The sequence below is a fragment of the Streptacidiphilus neutrinimicus genome (assembly GCF_000787815.1).
Taxonomy (GTDB): Bacteria; Actinomycetota; Actinomycetes; order Streptomycetales; family Streptomycetaceae; genus Streptacidiphilus; species Streptacidiphilus neutrinimicus.
In genome coordinates this window covers 1-22,970 of sequence record NZ_BBPO01000082.1, presented here as the reverse complement: position 1 = coordinate 22,970, position 22,970 = coordinate 1, and the positions used below count along the sequence as shown (strand labels likewise).

Annotated in this window: 20 protein-coding genes; 8 read left to right on the top strand and 12 right to left on the bottom strand. The window is 71.9% G+C overall.

The window, feature by feature from the left end:
• The first annotated feature begins 138 nt into the window (after nucleotides 1-138).
• The 3 genes from pta to pyk are packed head-to-tail and all read left to right on the top strand — an operon-like array spanning nucleotide 139 to nucleotide 4,978.
• Nucleotides 139-2,283 carry a phosphate acetyltransferase gene (gene pta, locus TR48_RS32845; protein WP_042374056.1) on the top strand — a complete coding sequence of 715 codons (2,145 nt, stop codon included), beginning with the start codon at nucleotides 139-141 and terminating at the stop codon, nucleotides 2,281-2,283.
• Nucleotides 2,280-3,509, top strand: a complete 1,230-nt coding sequence (locus TR48_RS32840) for an acetate kinase (protein ID WP_042374055.1) — start codon at nucleotides 2,280-2,282, stop codon at nucleotides 3,507-3,509. The genes pta and TR48_RS32840 overlap by 4 nt, the downstream gene beginning before the upstream one ends.
• Before the next feature lie 44 nt (nucleotides 3,510-3,553).
• The gene (gene pyk, locus TR48_RS32835) at nucleotides 3,554-4,978 is read left to right on the top strand and encodes a pyruvate kinase (protein ID WP_042374054.1); all 1,425 of its coding nucleotides are present in this window, start codon (nucleotides 3,554-3,556) and stop codon (nucleotides 4,976-4,978) included.
• A 105-nt stretch (nucleotides 4,979-5,083) separates the two neighbouring features.
• Here pyk and TR48_RS32830 read toward each other — a convergent pair whose 3' ends face one another.
• The 5 genes from TR48_RS32830 to TR48_RS32810 form a co-directional block, all read right to left on the bottom strand.
• Nucleotides 5,084-5,677: a spherulation-specific family 4 protein gene (locus tag TR48_RS32830; RefSeq protein ID WP_236652438.1), complete on the bottom strand. Its 594-nt coding sequence runs from the start codon at nucleotides 5,675-5,677 to the stop codon at nucleotides 5,084-5,086.
• A gap of 90 nt (nucleotides 5,678-5,767) precedes the next feature.
• Nucleotides 5,768-7,165: a hypothetical protein gene (locus tag TR48_RS32825; RefSeq protein WP_042374053.1), complete on the bottom strand. Its 1,398-nt coding sequence runs from the start codon at nucleotides 7,163-7,165 to the stop codon at nucleotides 5,768-5,770.
• Entirely contained in the window at nucleotides 7,155-7,748 is a 594-nt protein-coding gene (locus tag TR48_RS32820; protein ID WP_063771115.1) for a DUF6114 domain-containing protein, read from the bottom strand. Before TR48_RS32820 ends, TR48_RS32825 begins: the two co-directional genes overlap by 11 nt.
• A 129-nt stretch (nucleotides 7,749-7,877) precedes the next feature.
• On the bottom strand, nucleotides 7,878-8,513 hold the full coding sequence (locus TR48_RS32815; RefSeq protein ID WP_236652437.1) for a DUF6230 family protein: 636 nt from the start codon (nucleotides 8,511-8,513) through the stop codon (nucleotides 7,878-7,880).
• 549 nt (nucleotides 8,514-9,062) lie between these two features.
• Entirely contained in the window at nucleotides 9,063-10,040 is a 978-nt protein-coding gene (locus TR48_RS32810) for a tetratricopeptide repeat protein (RefSeq protein WP_042374051.1), read from the bottom strand.
• 310 nt (nucleotides 10,041-10,350) lie between these two features.
• On the opposite strand from TR48_RS32810, the gene TR48_RS32805 reads away from it, so the two are divergent.
• Nucleotides 10,351-10,971, top strand: a complete 621-nt coding sequence (locus TR48_RS32805) for a TetR/AcrR family transcriptional regulator (RefSeq protein ID WP_042374050.1) — start codon at nucleotides 10,351-10,353, stop codon at nucleotides 10,969-10,971.
• A 133-nt stretch (nucleotides 10,972-11,104) separates the two neighbouring features.
• Here the strand turns inward: TR48_RS32805 and icmA are convergent, their stop codons facing one another.
• The 4 genes from icmA to TR48_RS32785 form a co-directional block, all read right to left on the bottom strand.
• Nucleotides 11,105-12,808: a coenzyme B12-dependent isobutyryl-CoA mutase large subunit gene (gene icmA / locus TR48_RS32800; RefSeq protein WP_042374049.1), complete on the bottom strand. Its 1,704-nt coding sequence runs from the start codon at nucleotides 12,806-12,808 to the stop codon at nucleotides 11,105-11,107.
• A 165-nt stretch (nucleotides 12,809-12,973) separates the two neighbouring features.
• Entirely contained in the window at nucleotides 12,974-13,318 is a 345-nt protein-coding gene (locus tag TR48_RS32795) for a DUF3817 domain-containing protein (RefSeq protein WP_042374048.1), read from the bottom strand.
• 34 nt (nucleotides 13,319-13,352) lie between these two features.
• Nucleotides 13,353-13,901: a MarR family winged helix-turn-helix transcriptional regulator gene (locus TR48_RS32790; protein WP_042374047.1), complete on the bottom strand. Its 549-nt coding sequence runs from the start codon at nucleotides 13,899-13,901 to the stop codon at nucleotides 13,353-13,355.
• Nucleotides 13,902-13,968: 67 nt separating this feature from the next.
• Nucleotides 13,969-14,277 (bottom strand): DUF3817 domain-containing protein, encoded by a 309-nt coding sequence (locus tag TR48_RS32785; RefSeq protein ID WP_236652436.1) that lies wholly within the window; start codon nucleotides 14,275-14,277, stop codon nucleotides 13,969-13,971.
• A 98-nt stretch (nucleotides 14,278-14,375) separates the two neighbouring features.
• Here TR48_RS32785 and TR48_RS32780 point away from each other — a divergent pair, with 98 nt between their 5' ends.
• Both TR48_RS32780 and TR48_RS32775 read left to right on the top strand, forming a co-directional pair.
• Nucleotides 14,376-15,260 carry a DUF2127 domain-containing protein gene (locus TR48_RS32780; RefSeq protein WP_084729948.1) on the top strand — a complete coding sequence of 295 codons (885 nt, stop codon included), beginning with the start codon at nucleotides 14,376-14,378 and terminating at the stop codon, nucleotides 15,258-15,260.
• Nucleotides 15,261-15,295: 35 nt separating this feature from the next.
• The gene (locus TR48_RS32775; RefSeq protein WP_084729947.1) at nucleotides 15,296-15,817 is read left to right on the top strand and encodes a MarR family winged helix-turn-helix transcriptional regulator; all 522 of its coding nucleotides are present in this window, start codon (nucleotides 15,296-15,298) and stop codon (nucleotides 15,815-15,817) included.
• Between the two features lie 224 nt (nucleotides 15,818-16,041).
• Here the strand turns inward: TR48_RS32775 and TR48_RS32770 are convergent, their stop codons facing one another.
• The 3 genes from TR48_RS32770 to TR48_RS32760 form a co-directional block, all read right to left on the bottom strand.
• A complete protein-coding gene (locus TR48_RS32770) occupies nucleotides 16,042-16,959 on the bottom strand; it encodes an MBL fold metallo-hydrolase (protein ID WP_236652435.1) in 918 nt (305 codons plus the stop codon).
• A gap of 96 nt (nucleotides 16,960-17,055) precedes the next feature.
• A complete protein-coding gene (gene meaB / locus TR48_RS32765; protein WP_042374045.1) occupies nucleotides 17,056-18,009 on the bottom strand; it encodes a methylmalonyl Co-A mutase-associated GTPase MeaB in 954 nt (317 codons plus the stop codon).
• A 168-nt stretch (nucleotides 18,010-18,177) separates the two neighbouring features.
• A complete protein-coding gene (locus TR48_RS32760) occupies nucleotides 18,178-19,386 on the bottom strand; it encodes an acetyl-CoA C-acetyltransferase (RefSeq protein WP_042374062.1) in 1,209 nt (402 codons plus the stop codon).
• Nucleotides 19,387-19,632: 246 nt separating this feature from the next.
• On the opposite strand from TR48_RS32760, the gene mce reads away from it, so the two are divergent.
• Entirely contained in the window at nucleotides 19,633-20,070 is a 438-nt protein-coding gene (mce, locus tag TR48_RS32755) for a methylmalonyl-CoA epimerase (RefSeq protein WP_042374044.1), read from the top strand.
• A 275-nt stretch (nucleotides 20,071-20,345) separates the two neighbouring features.
• Nucleotides 20,346-22,970: polarized growth protein Scy-related protein (locus tag TR48_RS43825; protein WP_042374043.1), on the top strand; the 2,625-nt coding region annotated here is incomplete at its 3' end.

Genomic DNA, 22,970 nt, shown 5'->3' with positions numbered 1-22,970 from the left:
GCAGTTCCTCGCGCCCCCGAGGTGAGTGCGGCGTCCCGTGGGGATCTTGGTCACGGTTTCGGGGGTGCTGGGACGCTGTCCGAAATGCGAAGGTAGTCTCGAAGCCGCTCGAACAGTGACTCGGAACGGAGTACCTCGGTGGCCCGCAGTGTCTACGTGACCGGAATCGGGAGAGGGGACGGCCGGCAGGCCGTCGAGCTGGGGGTCATGGAGCTGCTGACCCGGCACGTCGACCGGGTCGGCCTGTTCCGGCCGCTCGTGCACGCCTCCGCCGACCACGTCGTCGAACTGCTGCGGGGGCGGTACCGGGTGGATCTCCCGCCGGAGGCCATGTACGGGCTCAGTTACGACGAGGCGGCCGCGATCCAGGCCGAGCGCGGGCAGGACGAGCTGGTCGGGCTGCTGGTGGACCGCTTCCGCGCGGTCGAGCGCGCCTGCGAGGCCGTCCTCGTCCTCGGGACGGACTTCACGTCCACCAACATCCCGGACGAGCTCGCGCTCAACGCGCGGCTCGCGAACGAGTTCGGCGCCGGCGTGCTGCCGGTCGTCGGCGGGCACCGCGAGAGCGCCGAGACAGTCGTCAACGAGGTGCGCAACGCGCACCGGACCTACACGGACCTGGGCTGCTCCATCCTGGCGATGATCGCCAACCGCGTCGCGCCGAGCGACAAGCAGGCCGTGGCGCGGCGGCTGGCGGGCCGACCGGACGTGCCGTCCTACGTGATCCCGGACGACCCGGCGCTCTCCGCGCCGACCGTCACCCAGGTGGCCGAGGCCACCCACGCCGAGGTGCTGCTCGGCGACCCCGCGGGCCTCGCCCGCGACGTGCGGCGGTTCGTGTTCGGCGGCGCGATGCTGCCCAAGTTCCTCGACGCGCTCTCCGACGGCTGCCTGGTGATCACCCCGGGCGACCGCGCGGACCTGCTGATCGGCGCCCTCGCCGCACACGCCGCAGGCGCGCCGCCGATCGCGGGGGTGCTGCTGACGCTGGGCGAGACGCCCGGCCCGAACGTGATGGCGCTGGCCTCGCGCCTGGCCCCGGGCACGCCCGTCCTGGCGGTCCAGGAGGGCAGCTACCCGACCGCGATGGACCTGTCCACGCTGGAGGGCAAGCTGACCGCGGCCAGCCCGCGCAAGGCGGAGACCGCGCTCGGCCTGTTCGAACTGCACGTCGACACCGCCGAGTTGACAGACCGGATCGAGCTGACCCGCACCGAGCGGGTCACTCCGATGATGTTCGAGCACGAGCTGCTGGAGCGCGCCCGCGGCGCCGCGCTGCGCGAGATCGTGCTGCCCGAGGGCGCCGAGGACCGGGTGCTGCGCGCGGCGGAGGTGCTGCTGCGGCGCAACGTCTGCCACCTGACGCTGCTCGGCGCCGAGGACGCGGTCCGCCGCAAGGTCGCCGAGCTCGGCCTGAACATCACCTTCGACGCGGCCGACGTCGCCGACGGGTCGGACTCCGCCCGCGCCCGCGCGCGGATCATCGACCCGGTCACCTCGCCGCTGCGCGACCGCTTCGCCGAGGTCTACGCGGAGCTGCGCAAGCACAAGGGCATGACCGTGGAGCAGGCCCTCGACGTGGTCTGCGACGTCAGCTACTTCGGCACGCTGATGGTCCAGGAGGGGCTGGCCGACGGCATGGTGAGCGGCGCGGTGCACTCGACGGCCGCGACCATCCGGCCGGCCTTCGAGATCATCAAGACCTCGCCGGAGGCGAAGATCGTCTCCTCGGTCTTCTTCATGTGCCTGGCCGACAAGGTCCTCGTCTACGGCGACTGCGCGGTCAACCCGGACCCGGACGCCGAACAGCTGGCGGACATCGCGATCCAGTCGACGGCGACCGCCGCCCGCTTCGGCGTCAGCCCGCGGGTCGCGATGCTCTCCTACTCGACCGGCACCTCCGGCTCGGGCGCGGACGTGGACAAGGTCCGCAAGGCGACGGAGCTGGTGCGCGGGCAGCGCGCGGACATCCTGGTGGAGGGCCCGATCCAGTACGACGCGGCCGTGGACCCCGCCGTCGCCAGGACCAAGCTGCCGGGCTCGGCGGTGGCGGGGCAGGCGAGCGTGCTGATCTTCCCGGACCTGAACACCGGCAACAACACCTACAAGGCCGTGCAGCGCTCCGCCGGGGCGATCGCCGTCGGGCCGGTGCTGCAGGGGCTGCGCAAACCCGTCAACGACCTGTCGCGCGGGGCGCTGGTCCAGGACATCGTCAACACCGTGGCCATCACCGCCGTCCAGGCCCAGCAGGCGGCCGCGCAGGAGCAGGAGACCGAGGCATGAGCGACGCGACCCGGGTGCTGGTCCTCAACTCCGGCTCCTCCTCGGTGAAGTACCAGCTCATCGACATGGCCGACGGCGCCCGCCTGGCGCTGGGCATCGTCGAGCGGATCGGCGAGGGCCAGGGGCGGATCAGGCACGAGCCCGCCGGTCACCCGCCGCGCGAGCGCTACCAGGCCTTCCCGGACCACGCCTCCGCGCTGAGCGCCGTCGCCGACGAGCTGGCCGCCGACGGGCTGGGGCTCGACTCCCGGCGCCTCGCGGCCATCGGGCACCGCGCCGTCCACGGCGGCACCCGGTTCACCGAGCCGACGCTGATCACCGACGAGGTGGTCGAGGGGCTGCGCGAGCTGATCCCGCTGGCGCCGCTGCACAACCCGGCCAACATCACCGGCATCGAGGTGGCCCGCAAGCTCCGCCCCGACCTGCCGCAGGTGGCCGTCTTCGACACCGCCTTTCACGCCGCCATGCCCGAGTACGCCGCCCGGTACGCGATCGACAAGGCCACCGCCGACGCCCACCAGGTGCGCCGCTACGGCTTCCACGGCACCTCCCACCAGTACGTCTCGCGCCGCACCGCGCAGCTGCTGGGCGCCTCGCCCGAGGCGGTCAACGTGATCGTGCTGCATCTGGGCAACGGGGCCAGCGCCTCCGCCGTCTCCGGCGGACGCTGCGTGGACACCTCGATGGGCCTGACCCCGCTGGAGGGCCTGGTCATGGGCACCCGCTCCGGCGACGTCGACCCGGCCGTCGTCTTCCACCTGCACCGCGTGGGCGGCCTGACGATCGACGAGATCGACGCCCTGTTGAACCGCCGCAGCGGCCTGCTGGGCCTGTGCGGGGACAACGACATGCGGGAAATCGGACGCCGAATGGGCGAGGGCGACGCCGAGGCCCGACTCGCCTTCGACATCTACGTCCACCGATTGCGGAAATACATCGGGAGTTACTACGCGGTAATGGGCCGGGTGGACGCCATCGCGTTCACCGCGGGGGTGGGTGAGAACTCCGCTGCGGTACGCGAGGCGGCGCTCGCGGGCATGGAGTCGCTGGGCATCGAGCTCGACTCGGTCCGCAACGCGGTGCGCGGCAGCTCGCCCCGGCTGATCTCGGCGGACTCCTCGCGGGTGCAGGTGGCCGTGGTGCCGACGGACGAGGAACTCGAGATCGCCCGGCAGACCTTCGCCGTGGTGCGCCGGAGTGCCGCCCCGCGCACGGAAATGCGTTGAATGCGCGGAATGCGCTCGAAAGCTAAGCCGATAGGATGAGCCATATGCGCCGAGCCAAGATCGTTTGTACTCTGGGTCCCGCGACTGACGGATTCGAACAGCTGAAGTCGCTGATCGAAGCCGGAATGAACGTCGCCCGTCTCAATATGAGCCACGGCAGTCACGCCGAGCACGAGAACCGCTACAACAACGTCCGCGCGGCCGCCGACGCAGCCGGCCGCGCCGTGGGCGTGCTCGCGGACCTCCAGGGCCCCAAGATCCGTCTCGCCACCTTCGCCAACGGTCCGGTGACCGTGGAGAACGGCGACACCTTCACCATCACCACCGAGGACGTCCCCGGGGACCAGCACAGCTGCGGCACGACCTACAAGGGTCTGCCCGGCGATGTGAAGCCCGGCGACCCGGTGCTCATCAACGACGGCGTGGTCGCCCTGGAGGTCGTCAGCGTCGACGGCCCCCGCGTGGTGACCCGAGTGGTCGAGGGCGGCGTGCTCTCGAACAACAAGGGCATCAACCTGCCCGGCGCGGCGGTCAACGTCCCCGCGCTGTCCGAGAAGGACAAGGACGACCTCCGGTTCGCCCTCCGCCTCGGCGTCGACATGGTCGCCCTCTCCTTCGTCCGCAACGCCGCGGACATCGAGGACGTCCACAAGATCATGGACGAGGAGGGGCGCCGCGTGCCCGTCATCGCCAAGGTCGAGAAGCCGCAGGCCGTGGACGCCATGGAGGAGATCGTCCTGGCCTTCGACGCGGTGATGGTCGCCCGCGGCGACCTCGCGGTCGAGTACCCGCTGGAGAAGGTCCCGCTGGTGCAGAAGCGACTGATCACGCTCTGCCGCCGCAACGCCAAGCCGGTCATCGTCGCCACCCAGATGATGGAGTCGATGATCACCCAGTCCCGCCCGACCCGCGCCGAGGCCTCCGACGTGGCCAACGCGATCCTGGACGGCACGGACGCGGTGATGCTCTCCGCGGAGTCCTCGGTCGGCAAGTTCCCGATCGAGACCGTGCAGACCATGGGCCGGATCATCGAGGCGGCGGAGGAGGAGCTGCTCTCCCAGGGCCTCCAGCCGCTCAACCCCGGCCGCAAGCCCCGCACCCAGGGCGGCTCGATCGCCCGCGCGGCCTGCGAGCTCGGCGACTTCCTGAACGCCAAGGCGCTGGTGGCCTTCACCAAGTCCGGTGACACCGCCCGCCGCCTGTCGCGCTACCGCTCCCCGATCCCGGTCATGGCGTTCACCCCGGAGGTCTCCACCCGCAACCAGCTGACCCTCAGCTGGGGCGTCGAGACCTACGTCCTCCCGCAGGCCCCCAACACCGACGCCATGGTCGACCAGGTCGACGAGGCGATGGTGGCCCAGGGCACCTACGGCAAGGGCGACACCATCATCGTCACCGCCGGCTCCCCTCCGGGCATCATCGGCACGACGAACATGGTGCGCGTGCACCACCTGGCGACGGGCGACTGACCGCTCCTCCGGAACCTCGCACGGCCCCTCGGCGCCACCGCGCCGGGGGGCCGTCGTCGCCTGTGCGAAGGTCCGCCCGGTGTCGGGGCGGTGTCCGCCCGGCGCTCAGGCGAGCGCGCCCAGCACCGCCCACGGATTGGGCAGCTCGCCCGCGGTGGCGTAGCCGTGCACCGGGGCGTACGGCGGGGCCGCGTAGACGAGGTGGGTGCCCGCATCGGGGGCGCGGTCGCCGTAGGCGCTCCAGGGGCCCTCGAAGGTGACCACGAGGTCGGCGAGGTCCAGGTAGGCCGGGTGGGGCGGGAGGCCCGGGTTGAGGACCACGTAGGCGGCCCCCAGCGAGCGGGCCGCGACGGCGAGGCGGACGTAGTGCGGGAGAGCCTGCGAGCCGTCGGGGGTCTGGTCCAGGAAGACGCCGTCGACGCCGTACCAGTCGCGGTACGCCGCGATCTCCGCGACCACCTCGGCATGCGGGCGGCGGCCGTAGTCCGTGTCGACGTAGCCCAGCACGCGGGTCGGGGTGAGCTCCCCGCGCTCCCGCGCGTACGCCGGGTCCGGGGCCGGGCCAGGACCGCTGGCGGGGTTGACCACGACCGCCGCGAGCCGCGGCGCGGCCGCCCGCAGCACGGCCCATGACGCCGGGTCGGCGCTCGGATGGAAGTACGCGGGGACCAGGGGACGGGGTATCGCGACGTCGCTCACGCCCGGTTCAACGATGCCGCGCGCATGAGGAAACCCCCACCGGGCGAACCGGAGGGGGCTCTCAGCGTGAGCGACCGTGCGAGCGACGGCTCACTGGCCGAGCGGCGTGTAGTACAGGTGCATGCCCGGGATGGTCAGGTTCCCCCCGAACTGGCCCTGCTGAATCGCCGTCACGTTGCCCAGTTCGAGGGTGAGCGGGATCGGGACGGAGCCGATCAGGTTGTAGAGCCACTGCGGCAGCGTGTCCGGCGTCAGGTCGATGCCGATGTTCAGCAGGCCCAGCGGGATGCCCTCGGCCGCGAGGATGGTGCCCTTCAGCTCGGTGACGTACATCGTCACCGTGCCGCCGCGCATCGTCGAGGTCGAGCCGGGCGAGCCCTTGACGTGGATCTCCTGGCCGCGCTGGTTCGCGGACATGTCGAGGTCGCCGATGTTGACCTCCTCCGCGGTGAACTTCAGCACGCGCTCCGTGCTGCCGTCCGCCAGCGGGACGGTGACGACGCCGTGGAACTCGGTGTTGATCAGCTTCAGGTCGGAGGAGTGCAGCGTCCACTTCTCCACCGGCATGGTGCCGGCCGCCAGCTGCGAGCTGACCGAGGTGTCCAGCGGCGCGGCCAGGTGGCTGATGTCGCACTGCTTGGTCGGGTCGCTGCTCGCGGACGCGCTCGGCGTCGGAGTGGTGGTCGGGACCGGGGTGTGGACCGGCGCCGGGGTCGGCTTGCTGCTCGGCGTGGCCGAGGGCGAGGCCGAGGCCGACGGCGTGGTGGCCGATGTGCTCGGCGTCGCCGCGCCGCGCACCGCGGCGGAGTGGGCCACGGACGCCGCGGAGGGCGTCGCCGAGGGCGAGACGGACGGGGTCGGCGTCGTGTGGGCGGTGAGCCCGCCCAGCAGGCCGCCCAGGAGGCCGCCGAGGAGGCCCCCGGAGGAGCCGCCCTGCGAGGGGCTGGGCGAGGGAGAGGGCGTTCCGCCGCCCCCGCCGGTGCCCGTACCGCCACCCGTGCCCGTGCCGCCGCCCGTGCCCGTACCGCCCGTGCCACCGCCGGTACCGGTGCCGCCCGTGCCCGTGCCGCCGGTGCTCGACGTCCCGCCGGTGCCGCCGGTGCTCGAGGTGCCGCCCGAGCCGCTGCGCTGGGTGGGCAGGGACGAGGTCGCGCTCTTGCTGGACTTGACGGTCGTTCCGGCGGTCTTCGGGGCGGCGCTCGGCGTGCTGGACGGTGACGCACCGGTGTCCGTACCGGGGGCACCCTTGGTGCAGGCGGCGCCGGCCGTCTCCGGAGCGGACGCGGGCACCGCCTTCGGCGCCATCCTCGGGCCGGCGTCGGCGGCGAAGGCCAGCTTCGGCGCCAGGGTGCCCATCAGCAGGGCCGTCGGCATCGCGGTCAGGGCGATGGCACGACCGACGGGGCGCTGGATGCGCCCGCGCACGGTGGGCCGGGGAGCAGCGTGACGGCCGGCGTTACGGCCCTGCTGCTCGTTCTCACTCGACACTCTTGCTCTCCTCCTGCGGCTCCTGCGGCTGCTGCGCCCACGGCGTCGCCGTCGGCTGCTCGGCCGCGAAGGCCTCGCCCGCCTGCTGGGTCGGAAGAACCACCTGGGTGTCCGCCTCCGCCGTCCGCTCGGCCACCGCCGACTCCGCGCCGTCGGCCGGAGCCCCCTCGGGCGTCGCCTTCAGCGGCGCCCACGAGCACGCCAGGGCGCCGCCGAGGATGCCGAGGATCAGGCCCAGTCCGAAGCCGCCGAAGTTGGAGACCGGCAGCGAGATGATGCTGAGCACGATCGACGCGATCCCGGCGAAGACACGGATCAGCGGCTGGAACCAGCACGAGACGCCGAGCGCGATCAGCAGCAGGCCGATGACGGCCGAGCCCGCGCCGGCCGTGGTGGCCATCTGGATCCGCAGCGCGCCCACGTTGAGCGTGGCGTACGGGAAGTAGAGGATCGGCCCCGCGGCGAGCAGGACAAGCAAGCCGCCCCAGAACGGGCGGGTCCGGCGCCAGTCACGGAAGGCTCGGCGGGCCTTGGAGAACCCACTGATCGGATCGGGCTGCGCCGTCGTCGTCGCGCTGGTCACGTGGCAGCTCCCAAGGGTGTAGCTCGTTGGGGGGTGGAACTCGATGGCTCGAACCCGTGGGTTCGGAAGGCTCAAAGGGTGTGGCGGACAGGCCCTCCCCGCCGAAAGACCTCAGGTACCTCGGTTACGTCAGAAGCAGGGGTTGCTGCCGGACGAGAGGTTGAGGTGCATGTTCGCCAGAGCGAAGGTGCCGGCCGAGGTGGCCCACGCCGTCTGCTTGACGTTGGTCAGGTCGGCGGAGTCCGCCTCCTGGCCGAAGCTGCCCGCGAAGCCCTGCTGGGAGGCCGAGGTGGAGTCCACCGGGCCCTTGCTGATGGCTCCGCCGGCGACACCGATGTTGATGTTGTTGAACGTCGCGGTGTCGGCCTTCAGGTCGGTCATGTCGATGTACAGCTTCGACGCCTGGACCGGCGTGCCCGCGTCACCGGCGAGGATGCGCAGGGTGTAGTCGCCCCACGGCATCGGCACGTCGACCGACTGGCACAGGTTGGTGATGGTGGCGCTGTTGAAGCCGGAGACGGCCACCGGCATCGGCGCCTTGCTGCCGTCCTTGGTCGAGACGACCGTGTCGACGGTGCCGTACTGGGAGAAGCCGTTGCCGTGCAGCGTGCCGGCCTCGACCTTGAACGACGCGCCGGAGAGCGCGAAGGACGCGGCGAGCGCGCCCTGGGCGATGCTGACACCGACAGCGGCGGTCGCCGCCAGCGTCGGGACCATGACGACTGCGAACCGCTTCCAGCGGGTCTTGCCGAAGGTCTGGGACATGAGTCGAGATCCTCCTTCTCGGACGTACATCTCCCGACTGGGTGTGGGTGCCCGGCCGGAGATGGGGAGAAGAGCTACGTCCTCGGGAGGTGAGAGCACCCCCGAGCGACAACCACTCGTGCGTGCCGAGGGGCACGCCCGTTGCGAGTACAGGCTCCATCCGGTGGACGGAGACCCCCCTGTCCTCAACTCAGATGCCGGCGAACCGACACCCCGCTCGGTGGGGATTCCGTCCCCCCGCCCCGACCGGCTGCCGGGGAAATGGGTGATGGACCGAGCGTGCTGATCGTGGTCCATGCGGAGCCGCTGCACAAGTGGTTCATTACCGATGAGTAAGGAACACGTGAACCAGGCCCCACGCGTCAGTGGGCCCGATATGACGCTCCGTGAGCACCCTCGACCGGCGCTCAGGGTCAAGCCGCAGGAAAGGTGGGCACAACAGGCGAAGACGGCCACGATGAGTGACCGCCTCGCCGGAATGTCAAGATTTGATAAACGTATTCACCGTGTCGACACATCGCCGCAACACGCTCACAAAGGTGACACCCACTAGAAGAGCTTGCGTGCCAGTGCTCCCCGGGCCTTCACAACCCGCGGGTCGTCGGCGCCGATGACCTCGAAGAGCGAGAGCAGGTGCAGACGGATCTTGTCGCGCTCCTCACCGAAGGTGACGCCGACGGCGTCCACCAGGCGGCCGAAGGCGTCGTCCACATGACCGCCCACCAGATCGAGGTCGGCCGCGGCGATCTGGGCCTCGGCGTCCTTGGGCTTCTCCGCGGCGGCGGCGCGCACGGCGCCCGGCTCCAGACCCTGCACCCGCTGCAGCAGCTCGGCCTGAGCCAGGCCCAGCTTGGCCTCTTCGTTGCCGGGCTGGTCGGCGAGGACGTTGCGGTAGGCCTGGATGGCGCCGCCCAGGTCTCCGGCGTCGAGCGCGTCGTGGGCCATCGCGAGCGCGGGATCCTGCGGGGGCTCCACGCCCTCCCCGGCGACGGCCTCGCCCTTGCCGCTGCGGGCGCCGGGCTCGCCGGCGATGCCGAAGCGCTCGGCGGCCTCCTTGATGAGCTGGTCCAGCAGCGGGCGGATCTCCTCCGCCAGGGCCGGACCCTCGAACAGCGGGATCAGCTGGCCGGCGACGACGACCAGCACCGTGGGCAGGTCGCGCAGCTGGAGCTGCTGGGCCAGGCGCTGGTTCTCCCGGACGTCGACCTCGGCCAGCACGAAGCGGCCGTCGTACTCCTCGGCCAGCGCCTCCATCACCGGGACCTGCTGCTCGGCCGGGCCGTAGCCCTCTGCCCAGAACAGCAGCAGCACCGGGACCTCGGCCGAGAGGGGGACGATCTGTGCCTCGAAGTCGGCCTCGTTGACAGAGAAGATCAGCGGCTCGGCCGCGGCGTCCGCCCCGTCCGCCTCGGCCTTTCTGGCGCGCTCGGCGCGCATCTGCTCCGCCTTGGTGGCGGCGTCGGCGGCCGCCTTGACCGCGGCGAGGTCGACCGCGCCGCGCAGGGACATGTTGTTCCGTGGCTGCATGGGCCTATCCTCCCCCGTCGGCCGGTCCGTTCGCACCAATACCCCGCTGTACTGCCGGATGCAGGACCATGGGGGCTGTGATGCGTGTGACAAGGTCGTGCTGCTTGTCGTACTGGTCAGCGAGCGCGGATCCCCATCCGCGCGACAGCGTGGTTGTCGCTCTTTCGCTACGAGTCGTAGCGTATATGCAGCCCCGGGCGGCGCGCAGCAGCTTTCGGGTGAGCTGCGCCACTCTTGCGGACGGCCCTCTCGGCGACCGGAGTACCGACGAGTAGCCTTCGTTAACCCAGTCGTCACACAAGGAGCCGACGTGACCCCACCGTCCGGCCCCCGCAAGGGCCGCCCGCGCAACGCCGACGCGGACGGAGCGATACTCGCCGCCACCCGCGAGGCGCTGGCGGAGCTGGGCTGGGGTGGCCTCACCATGGGCGACGTCGCCGCCCGCGCCGGCGTCGCCAAGACGACGCTCTACCGGCGCTGGCCCTCCAAGAACGAACTCGTCGTGGCCGCCGTCGCGGAACAGCTGGACGAGCTGGAGATGGCGGACCTCGGCAGCCTCCGCGCCGACATCGAGGCCGTGGTCGCCCAGTTCGCCGCGCTGCTGTCGGCCCCCGAGACCCAGGCCGCCCTGCTCGCCCTCTTCGCCGAGGCCACCCGCGACCCGCTGCTGCGCAGACGCGTCCGCGAGTCCATCATCGAGCCGCAGAAACGTCTCGTCATCGCCGGCCGCGCCGCCGCGCAGACCCGCGGCGAACTGCCGATGGACGCCTGCGAGGAGACCGCCTCGGCGGCGGTCGACATCATCTTCGACACGGTCGCCGGCACCGTCGTCCACCGCATGCTCGTCAGCGGCGAACCCGCCACGGCCGAGTGGATCAGCGCCTTCACCACCCTGCTCCTCGCCCCGCTGACGGAGCTCGCGGTCGGCTAGGTCAGCTGGCTGCTGGACGTCCCCTCCGGCGACGACGCGCCGCGGCGTACGCCCGCGACGACGACGAGGGGCCGACGGCGTACGTGATCGACGCCGTCGGCCCGGAGACGGGGAAGCCGGGGAGGCCGGAGGCTCAGAAGCCGGCGGGCTCCACGTAGACGCCCCACTCGTCGCGCAGCGCGTCGCAGATCTCGCCGAGGGTGGCCTCGGCGCGGACCGCGTCGAGCATCGGGGGGATCATGTTCTCGCCCGCGCGCGCGGCGGCGAGCATGGAGGCGAGGCCGGCCTTGACCGCGGCCTCGTCGCGGGCGGTCTTGCGGTCGGCGAGGACGCGGACCTGCTCGCGCTCGACCTCGTGGCTGACGCGCAGGATCTCCAGCGGCGGGGTGACCGAGCCGGTGTGGCAGTTGACGCCGACGACGCGCTTCTCGTCCTTCTCCAGCGAGGTCTGGTACTGGAAGGCCGCCTCGGCGGTCTCGCCGGTGAACCAGCCGTTCTCGATGCCGCGCAGGATGCCGGAGGTCATCGGGCCGATCGGGTGCTGCTTGCCCGCGCCCACCGCGGCCTCGCCCATGTCCAGGATCTTCTGGAAGATCGCCTCGGCCTGGGCCTCGATCCGGTCGGTCAGCGCCTCGACGTACCAGGAGCCGCCCAGCGGGTCGGCGACGTTGGCAACGCCCGTCTCCTCCATCAGCACCTGCTGCGTGCGCAGCGCGATCTCCGCCGCCTGCTCGCTCGGCAGCGCGAGGGTCTCGTCCAAGGCGTTGGTGTGCAGGGAGTTGGTGCCGCCCAGCACCGCCGAGAGCGCCTCGACGGCGGTGCGCACCACGTTGTTGTACGGCTGCTGCGCGGTGAGCGAGACGCCCGCCGTCTGGGTGTGGAAGCGCAGCCACTGCGCCTTCTCGGTCTTGGCGCCGTAGACGTCGCGCAGGCGCTTGGCCCAGATCCGGCGCGCGGCGCGGAACTTGGCAATCTCCTCGAAGAAGTCGAGGTGCGCGTCGAAGAAGAAGGAGAGGCCGGGGGCGAAGACGTCGACGTCCAGCCCGCGCGAGAGGCCGAGCTCGACGTAGGCGAAGCCGTCGGCGAGGGTGAAGGCCAGCTCCTGAGCGGCCGTGGCGCCCGCCTCGCGGATGTGGTAGCCGGAGACCGAGAGCGGCTTGTACGCCGGGATGTTGGCGGCGCAGTACTCCATCAGGTCGCCGATCAGGCGCAGGTGCGGCTCGGGGGCGAAGAGCCACTCCTTCTGTGCGATGTACTCCTTGAAGATGTCCGTCTGCAGCGTGCCGTTGAGCACGCCCGGGTCGACGCCCTGGCGCTCGGCGGCGACGAGGTACATGCAGAAGACCGGGACGGCCGGGCCGGAGATCGTCATCGAGGTGGTGACGTCCGCCAGCGGCAGGCCGCGGAAGAGCACCTCCATGTCGGCGGCGGAGTCGATGGCGACGCCGCAGTGGCCGACCTCGCCGAGCGAGCGCGGGTCGTCGGAGTCCCGGCCCATCAGCGTCGGCATGTCGAAGGCGACGGAGAGGCCGCCACCGCCCGCGTCCAGGATCATCCGGTAGCGCTCGTTGGTCTGCTCGGCGTTGCCGAAGCCGGCGAACTGGCGGATGGTCCAGGTGCGACCGCGGTAACCGGTCGGGTAGAGGCCGCGGGTGAAGGGGAACTCGCCGGGCCAGCCGATGTTCTCGAAGCCGGGGTAGGTGGTGCCGGCCGGCGGGCCGTACGCGGGCTCGACCTCGTCGCCGGAGAGCGTGGTGAAGTCCGCGTCGCGCTTGCGGGCGCGGTCGTAGCGCTGCTGCCACCGCTCCCGGGCGGCGTCGGTCTGCTGTGCGTCCATCGGTGGTGGCCCTCGCCCTTCGGCAGAATCTGCAGATACAGAGGATGTTCGGACGTCCTAGTACCTCAATTTACTCGGACGTCCTACTACCTGTCGATTGAGACATGACGCACAACGCCCCACGGTCCGGTGAACCGTGGGGCGCGGGCGGAGGTACGCGCGAGCTCAGGCGCCGACCAACTGCTCCTGCTCCTGGGCGGCGAGCTGGGCCTTCATCTCCCGCACGACGCGGCGCTCGACGAAGAAGACGGCGGTGGGAATGGTCCCGGCGAGGACCGTCCAGATGATCTTGCCCATCGGCCATTCGAGCTTCATGCCGAGGACGAAGGCCACGACCACGTAGGCCATGTAGAGCCAGCCGTGCAGGGTGCCGACGATCATGACCGGCGTGCCGGACGCGCCGAAGCCGTAGTGGGCGACGCAGGCGACGCAGAGCAGGACCAGGCCCACGCCGGTCACGTACGCCAGTGCACGGTAGGCCGTGAGCAGAGAGGCGGGGGACTTGTTCATAGTCATCGAGAGTAGACCGACAAAAGTCGATCTCTCACACCGCCCCGGCGTTCGGCTCCGGGTCGACCGAGAGCTCCGCGTCCTCGAAGTCCCCGGCCGCTATCCGCAGCGGTCGCAGCATCGCGAAGAGCTCCTTGCAGCCCTCCGCGTCGTAGCCGGTCAGGCCGAAGTCCATGGCCATCAGGTCCCGGGTGGCCGCCTCGACGACGTCCCGGCCCTTGGGCGTGATCGCCGCGAGGACGCCGCGGCCGTCCAGTGGGTTGGGGCGGCGCGTGACCAGCCCGGCCGCCTCCAGCCGGTCGACGGTGTTGGTGACGCTGGTCGGGTGGACCATGAGCCGCTGGCCGATCTTGGACAGCGGCAGCTCGCCCGCCTGGCTGAAGGTGAGCAGCACCAGGGCCTCGTAGCGGGCGAAGGTCAGCTTGTACGGCTTGACCACCGCGTCGACCTGAGCCAGCAGGATCTGGTGCGCCCGCATCACCGAGGTGATCGCCGCCATGGAGGGGACCGCGCCCCAGCGCCGCGCCCACAGTTCGTCGGCGCGCTCGATGGGGTCGAAGTTCAGGCTCAGCGGCTTCGGCACGCTGACACCGTACCGCTTGGTCAGCCGACGGTGACCTGCCGTCTCACGCCCGGGGCTGCGGCGGGCCTCAGGCCACGGACGGCGCGGTCTCGCGCTCCTCGCGGGCCAGCAGACGCTCGGCGTAGAGACCGCCGAAGGGGATGACCGACAGCGCGGTGATCCAGACGAAGCGGCCGAAGCTCCAGCCCTGCTCGCGCCAGGCCAGCATGGCGAAGATCACGTAGGCGATGAAGAGGCAGCCGTGCAGCGGGCCGAGCACCGGCACCGCGTTGAAGCCGGAGTTGTACTTCAGGTAGGTGCAGATGAGCAGGAGCACGAACGAGACGCCCTCCGGCATGGACACCAGACGCAGGCGGTGAACGGCGGTGGTCTTCACTTCGAACCTCTCGGGAATGTCGCAATCTCGCGCCAAGGGCGCCGGTTCAGTATGACCGACGGGTATTTCCCGCCCGAATCCGGCTATTGTCCCGAGCCATGACGAGGGACTGGGACCGCCGCCACTGCGCCCGCAAGGGGCACATCACCTACGCACCGACCGAGCCGGAACTGCGTGACCGGCTTCACGTCGAGACGGCGGTCGGCACGGCCTGGCGTTGCCTGCGCTGCGGTGACTTCGCCGTCGGCGCCCCGCACGGCGACGGCGCCGCCGCCGACGCCCCCTACGTCCCGCGCGGCAAGGCGCTGCGCGACGTGTTCATCCTGCGCCTGCTGGCCGTGGAACGGCTGGTCCGCGGCGTCTTCATCGTGCTGGTGGCCTGGGCCGTCTGGAAGTTCAGCAACAGCCAGACCTCGGTCCAGCAGCTGTTCGACGACAACCTGACGCTCTTCCGCCCGATCGCCCAGCACTTCCACTACGACCTCGACCACTCCCCGATCGTCGACACGATCCAGAAGACCTTCCAGTACAGGCACAGCACGCTGCTGATCACCGCGGCCGCGCTGCTCGCCTACGCGCTGATCGAGATCGTCGAGGCCTTCGGCCTGTGGGCGGCCAAGCGCTGGGCGGAGTACCTGACGGTGGTCGCGACGGCCGCGTTCCTGCCGCTGGAGATCATGGAGCTGACGCACAAGGTCAGCGGCTTCAAGATCGGCACGCTGGCGCTGAACGTGCTGGCCGTCCTCTACATCCTGCTCGCCAAGCGCCTCTTCGGGCTGCGTGGTGGAGCGAGGGCCTTCGAGGCGGAGCGGCACGGCGCCTCGCTGCTGGAGGTCGAGGCCGCGGCGCAGCAGGCCTCGCTGAAGGCCCGGGAGGCCCACGTGGCCCAGGCGCTGACCGGCGTCCACCGGACGGCGCCACTCGATCGGGTGGCACCGCAGGGGGACGAGGCCGTGGGCGGGCCGTCGAGGATCGTTGAATAGTACACTTTTCAACTAAACGACGTATCATCGGGGCCATGGACACCACCACAGCCCCGGCCGTCCTCCCCGACGAGCCCCACCAGGACGCCGGCGAGGACGCCCCGTGGCTCACCGCGGAGGAGCAGCGTCTGTGGCGCGCCCACCTGGAGGTCAGCCGGCTCCTGATGTACCAGCTGGAGCGCGAGCTGCAGCCGTACGGGCTCTCGATCAACGACTACACCATTCTGGTGGAGCTCTCCGAGGCCCCGCAACGGCGCATGCGGATGACCGACCTCGCCGTCGCCACGCTGCAGTCGAAGAGCCGCCTCTCCCACCAGGTCACCCGCATGGAAGCCGCCGGGCTGGTCGCCCGCGACACCTGCCCCGGTGACCGGCGCGGCCTGTTCGCGGTGCTCACCGAGCGCGGCTGGGAGACCATGCGCCACGTGGCCCCGCACCACGTGCGCAAGGTCCGGGAGCACTTCATAGACCGATTCGACGAGGACCAGATCGCCTCGATGTACGAGGCGCTGGCCCCCGTCGCGGAACACCTCCGCGAGCTGCGCGGCCGGGGCTAGACGAGGGCTGGACGGACCTCGGGGTCTACGCACGGGCCCCGGGGTCCTCTCCGACGCTGCGCCAGACCGGCCAGCAGATCTCCGTGCGCCAGCGGCTCTCGTCCTCCGTGGCGGGACGGCCGGTCAGGTCGTACTCCCGCACCGGCCGGACGGGTCCACCGCCTGGCGGCGCGGGCCTTCGTGGCTGCTGACCGAGGACGGCCGGATCCTCGAGGACTAGCACCTCACCGTCCAGTCGCCGCCCGCGGCCTGAGCCTGAGCCGGTCGGCGGCCTTGTTCGCCAGGCCCCTCGCCGTCAGCCGGAGCATGTCCCGCCGACGCGGCTCGTTGTAGACGACGAAGTCGTCGAACCGGTGCACCCCGCGCCGGCCGGCGACGGCCACGGACGCGTCCCGGACGGCGGTCAGCTGGGCGGGCGTCATCTGCGGCGCCCGCTCGTCCGGCTGGTACCGCGCGCCGATCGGGTAGTCGTACCCCGGCGCCGTGCTCATCTCCACGTGGCACCCGATGACATGCGTCACCGGGTGCTCCGCGGTGAAGGCGACCAGGCGGTCCAGGGTCGCGACGAACGCCGGGAAGTCGAAGGCGTACAGGCGGCCCGGCAGCACGGTGTCGCCCGTGAGCAGGAAGCCCGTCGCCGGGTCGTGGACGGTGACCGACGCGGCGTGGTGGCCGGGCGAGCCGATCAGCGTCAACTCCCGGCCGCCCAGGTCGAATCGGACGCTGCCGGTGGGCCAGCACGCGCCGAAGCCGAAGAACTCCCGCACCGCCTCGGCCTCCCGGGCCACGACCCTCGTGAAGGGCCGGTCGGCGAACTGAGCGTCGCCGGCCACGTGGTCGCCGTGCCCGTGGGTGTGCGCGACGACCAGCTCGTAGTCCTCGCGTGGATGCCGCTCCAGCCACTCGGCGACCAGGCCGTCGACGGTCTCCCGCAGCGGGAACACGGCCGGGTCCTCGGTGGCGCCGGTGTCCAGCAGCAGGGCGCGGTCCGCGCCGAAGAGCAGGAACAGGAACGGCGCCTCGTAGTTGAGCCGCTTGCTCTGACGCAGGATCACCGTCCCGTCGTCGTAGCGGTGCACCTGGATCGCGGGCTCACCGGGCGCGCCGTGGATCCACGCGACGTCGAGCGACCGGTCGGTCATCGCCTTGCCCATCCTCTCTGTCCCCTGCCTCGTCGCCGCGGGATCCTCGTCTGCCCAGCCAACCCTTCTTGCCCCCGGGTTCGGTTCTGCTGACGGTCAGCCGGTGACCGAGGCGATCAGGTCGTCCGCGGCGGCGTAGGAGTCCAGCTCGCCCTGCGCGACCTTCTCGGCCAGCGCGTCCAGGTGGCGGTCCCCGTGCAGGCTGCCGAAGCGCTCACGCAGCGCGGTGAGGGCGATGGCCTCGATCTCCTGGGCGGCGCGACGCAGCCGCCGGGAGGCGAGCTCGCCGTTGTTGGCCATCCAGGCGAAGTGCTTCTCCAGGGCCTCGACGACCTCACCGACGCCCTCCTGCTTGGCCGCGACCGTCTTCACGATCGGCGGCCGCCAGTCCCCCGCGCTCCGGGCCTCGCCGAGGCCCAGCATGTGGTTGAGCTCGCGGGCGGTCGCGTCCGCGCCGTCGCGGTCGGCCTTGTTGACGACGTACACGTCGCCGATCTCCAGGATGCCCGCCTTCGCGGCCTGGATCCCGTCGCCCATGCCCGGGGCGAGCAGCACGATCGTGGTGTCCGCCTGCGCGGCGATCTCGACCTCGGACTGGCCGACGCCGACCGTCTCCACCAGGATCACGTCACAGCCCGCCGCGTCCAGCACGCGGATCGCCTGCGGCGCGGACCAGGCCAGACCGCCCAGGTGGCCGCGGGTGGCCATGGAGCGGATGAAGACCTCCGGGTCCGTGGCGTGCTCCTGCATCCGCACCCGGTCGCCCAGCAGCGCGCCGCCGGAGAACGGCGAGGACGGGTCGACGGCCAGCACGCCCACCCGCTTGCCCAGCCGTCGGTACGCCGTCACCAGCGCGGAGGTCGACGTCGACTTGCCCACGCCCGGCGAGCCCGTCAGGCCCACGACGTACGCGTGGCCCGTGAGCGGCGCCAGCGCGGCCATCACCTCGCGCAGCTGCGGCGAGGCCCCCTCCACCAGGGAGATCAGCCGTGCGACCGCACGGGGGCGCCCTTCTCGGGCCTGTGCGACGAGGGCGGGAACGTCGATCATCGTGCGGAGCTCCAGGCTGCAGACAAGGACTCAGGGGTTACTTGCACTCTCCAGGGGCGCGGGGAACTGCGCGAGCAGCCACCCTGTGCGAGTGGCCCTGCTCGCTCGGCGACGCACCACACGGGGTGGCTTGTCGCGCAGTTCCCCGCGCCCCTGACGGCTGCGCCGTTACGCCTTCGGCACGCGGACGATCAGCGCGTCGCCCTGGCCGCCGCCGCCGCACAGCGCGGCCGCGCCGACGCCGCCGCCGCGACGCTGCAGCTCCAGCGCAAGCGACAGCACCAGGCGGGCGCCGGACATCCCGATCGGGTGACCCAGCGCGATCGCGCCGCCGTTGACGTTCACCTTGTCGAGGGAAATCCCCAGGTCCTTCACGGACTGCACGGCGACGGCCGCGAAGGCCTCGTTGATCTCGACCAGGTCGAGGTCCTCGACGCCGATGCCCTCCTTGCCCAGGGCGTGCAGGATCGCGTTCGACGGCTGCGACTGCAGCGAGTTGTCCGGACCGGCCACGTTGCCGTGGGCGCCGATCTCGGCGATCCAGGTGAGGCCCAGCTCCTCGGCCTTCGCCCTGCTCATCACGACCACCGCGGCGGCGCCGTCGGAGATCTGGGAGGCGGAACCGGCGGTGATGGTGCCGTCCTTGGTGAAGGCGGGACGCAGCTTGCCGAGCGACTCGACCGTGGTGTCGGCGCGGACGCCCTCGTCCACGGAGAACAGCACCGGCTCGCCCTTGCGCTGCGGAATCTCCACGGGGACGATCTCGGCCTCGAAGACGCCGTTCTTCTGCGCGGCCGCGGCCAGCTGGTGCGAACGGGCGGCGATCTCGTCCTGCTCGGGGCGGGCGATGCCGAGGCGGGTGTTGTGGATCTCGGTGGACTCGCCCATCGGGATGCCGTCGAACGCGTCGGTCAGGCCGTCGTAGGCCATCGCGTCCAGCATCTCGATCGCGCCGTACTTGAAGCCCTCGCGGGACTTGGGCAGCAGGTGCGGGGCGTTGGTCATCGACTCCTGGCCGCCGGCCACGACGATGTCGAACTCACCCGCGCGGATCAGCTGGTCGGCCAGGGCGATCGCGTCCAGACCGGAGAGGCAGACCTTGTTGATGGTGAGCGCCGGGACGTTCATCGGGATGCCTGCCTTGACCGCGGCCTGGCGGGCCGGGATCTGGCCGGCGCCGGCCTGCAGCACCTGGCCCATGATGACGTACTGGACCTGGTCCCCGGCGACACCCGCGCGCTCCAGCGCGGCCTTGATCGCGACGCCGCCGAGGTCGGCGCCGGAGAACCCCTTGAGCGAGCCGAGCAGGCGGCCCATGGGAGTGCGGGCGCCCGCGACGATCACGGATGTGGTGGCGCGGCTTGCCGTGTTGCTCATGGTGGTCGAGCCCCTTTGCTGCGACGGGAACTGGCGGGCGACGGTGTGCCACGGCACCGAGTGCCAGTTGAGGGTTTTCCGCCAATGTATCGACCGGTCCGTGACAGCGTCACCCGGCACACGGTGTGATCACGGGCACGGTCGGCGCGGGTTTCGCCCGAACGCGAGTTGCGCTCTATTTGAATGAAGCGATCCCCCGTCGCTCTCATTCCCCCAGGACAGCACAGCCCTCAGGAGGACCTCCCCGTGCTGACGCGCATCGACCACATCGGCATCGCCTGCTTCGACCTCGACAAGACGGTCGAGTTCTACCGCGCGACCTACGGCTTCGAGGTCTTCCACACCGAGGTCAACGAGGAGCAGGGCGTCCGCGAGGCCATGCTGAAGATCAACGAGACCTCGGACGGCGGCGCCAGCTACCTGCAGCTGCTGGAGCCCACCCGCGAGGACTCCGCCGTGGGCAAGTGGCTGGCCAAGAACGGCGAGGGCGTGCACCACATCGCCTTCGGCACCGCGGACGTGGACGGCGACGCGGCGGACATCCGTGGCAAGGGCGTCCGGGTCCTCTACGACGAGCCGCGTATCGGCTCCATGGGCTCGCGCATCACCTTCCTGCACCCCAAGGACTGCCACGGAGTTCTCACCGAGCTGGTGACCTCCGCCTCTGAGGCAACTCACGAGTAGCAAACCTCTGAACACGCACCGCCAAGAAAAATCCGCCCGACCCCCCTGCGCTCACCCCCGATGACGTGAGAAAATGCGCCGGTGCCACAGGCCGGGTAGCCGGGGGTGCGGGCGGGGCGGGCGGGACACCGAGTGGCCCACCCTTCCCCACGATCTGCCACCATTCTCTCTGAGGCATAGGGTTCACCAAGGAGCTCACCCGGACGGCGGAGCGGGATACACCCGATCCGCGCACGGTGCGGCGACGCGATCATGGAGACGGATGGGACCGCGGAGTGCGGGGCAACGACGGCTACGAGGTTGACGATCACCTCGCCAAGTTCGAGGCCGACATGGAGCGGCTTCGCAAGGAGCGCGAGAAGGCCGTCACACACGCCGAGGACCTCGCCTACCAGGTCGAAGTCCTCCGCGCCAAGCTGCACGAGGCACGTCGGCAGCTGGCCCAGCCACGCGCGTTCGACTCCGTGGCCGGACAGGCCGAGCAGATCCTGCGCAACGCCGAGGCCCAGGCCGAGCAGCTGCGCCAGGAGGCCGAGCGCACCCGGATGGAGGCGCAGAACGCCACCGCCCGGCTGATGCAGGAGGCGGCCGAGCGGTCCGCCCGGCTCCAGGCCGAGTGGCAGGCCGAGGCCGAGGCCCGGCGCCGCCACCTGGAGGCCGAGCTCGCCGAGCTGCGCCGCAACGCCGAGCAGCACGTCAACGAGAACGTCTCCTGGGCCGAGCAGGCCCGCGCCGGCACCGAGGCGCAGGCCCGGCAGATCATGGACGAGGCGCGGGCCGAGGCCGAGCGCCTGATGAGCGTCGCCCGCGCCGAGGCCATGGCCGTCTCCGAGGCCGCCACCTCCCAGGTCGCCGCCGACGTCGAGTCCACCCGCGCCGAGGCCGACTCGGTGCTGCACCGCGCCCGCACCGAGGCCGAGCGGCTGCTGAACGCCGCCGCCGCCCAGGCCCAGGACGCCACCGAGCGGGCCGAGCGCGTCCGCGCCGACGCCGGTGTCGAGGCCGACGAGCGCCTGGCCGGCGCCCAGGCCGAGATCCAGCGTCTGCGCGACGAGGCCGCCGCCCTGCGCGGCGCGGCCGAGCAGCTCAGCCACGAGGCCGAGGCCCGCCTGGCCACCGCCGAGGCCGCCGGTCAGCAGCGCGCCGACACCGCCAAGGCCGAGGTCGCCCGGATGGTCGCGGCCGCGACCAAGGAGGCCGACGAGCTCAAGGCCGAGGCCCAGCGCCTGCTGGAGGAGGCCCGGGCGGAGATCGACCGCCTCAAGGCCGAGGCCCTCGAATCCGCCCGCACCGAGGGCGCCGCCACCGCCACCGTCCACCTCGCCAAGGCCGCCCGCACCGCCGAGGAGGTCGTCGCCCGCGCCACCGCCGACGCGGAGACGGTCCGGCAGAACGCCGCCGAGGAGGCCGAGCGGATCCGCGGCGAGGCCAAGTCCGAGGTCCAGCTGCTGCGCGAGCAGGCCAGGGCCGCCGCCGAGCAGGCCCAGGGCATGGCGCTGGACGAGATCGCCGCCCATCAGGACGCGGCCGCCCAGCTGCGGGCCGAGGCCGAGCGGCTGCGCGCCGAGACCGCCGTCGAGGTCGAGCGGACCCTCGGTGAGGCCCGGCGCCAGGCCATAGCGCAGATCGAGGAGTCGGCCCGCAGCGCCGAGGAACTGCTGGTCAAGGCGAAGGTCGACGCGGACGAGCTGCGCGGCGGAGCCGCCGAGGAGGTCGCCGCCACCCGGGCGCGCGCCGCCGAGGAGGCCCGCGAGATGCAGGCCCGCGCGGAGCAGGTGCTCACCCGCGCCAAGGCCGAGGGCGACCGGATCCGCGGCGAGGCCGAGGGCGTCCGCGACAGCGAGGCCGCCAAGGGTTCCGCCAAGGCCGAGGAGATCCGCGCCGCCGCCCAGGCCGCCGCCGAGGAGATCCACCAGGCCGCCGCGGCCGCCGCCGAGGAGCTGCGGACCCAGGCCCTCGCCGAGGCCGAGCGGCTCCGGGCCGAGGCCCGCCAGGAGCGCGACGAGATCCTGGCCGCCACCGAGCGGCTGGCCGGCGAGCGCGCCCAGCAGGCCGCCGCCGACGCCGATCAGGCCGCCGAGGACGCCCGCGCCGCCGCCGAGCTGCGCGAGCGCACCGCCGCCGAGGTCGCCGAGTCCCGCGCCCAGGCCGAGAACGAGCTCGCCCGGATGCGGGCCGACCTGGACTCGGAGATCGAGCGCCTGCGCGCCGAGGCCCAGGAGCACGTCGACCGGGACCTGGCCACCGCCAGGGCCGCGGCCGACTCCGCCGAGGCCGACGCCGAGCAGATCCGGGCCCAGGCCCGCGAGGCCGCGGCCCAGGACATCGAGGACGCCAGGACGCTGCGCGAGCAGGCCGCCGCGTCGATCGCGGAGGCCGAGGCCGAGGCCGAGCGGATCCGCGAGGCGGCCCGCGACCTGGAGGCCGACCTGGTCAGCCGCCGGGAGGCCGCCGACGCGGAGGCCGCACGCCTGGCCGAGGAGGCCCGCGAGGCCGCCGAGACCCAGGCGAACGAGCTCGCCGAGCGCCGCGTCACCATGCTGGCCACCGCCAAGGCCGACGCGGACATGATCCGTGGCCGCGCCCAGGAGGCCGCCGAGCGGGGCGAGCAGGAGCGCGCCCAGCAGCTCGCCGAGGACGCCCAGCAGCGCGAGAGCCTGCTCGTCGCCGCTCAGGTGGAGGCCGAGCGGCTGACCGCCGAGGCCCAGGCCGCCGCCGAGCAGCTGCGGCTGACGATGGATCGGCATGAGGCGGAGGCGACCGCCCGGCGCGAGGCGCTGCACGCCGAGGCCCAGGCCGCGGTGGACCACGCCGAGCAGGCACGCGTCCAGCACGCCGCCGACCTCGCCGACCTGCGGGCCAAGGCGGAGCGCGAGCTCGCCGAGCAGCGCGACGCGCTG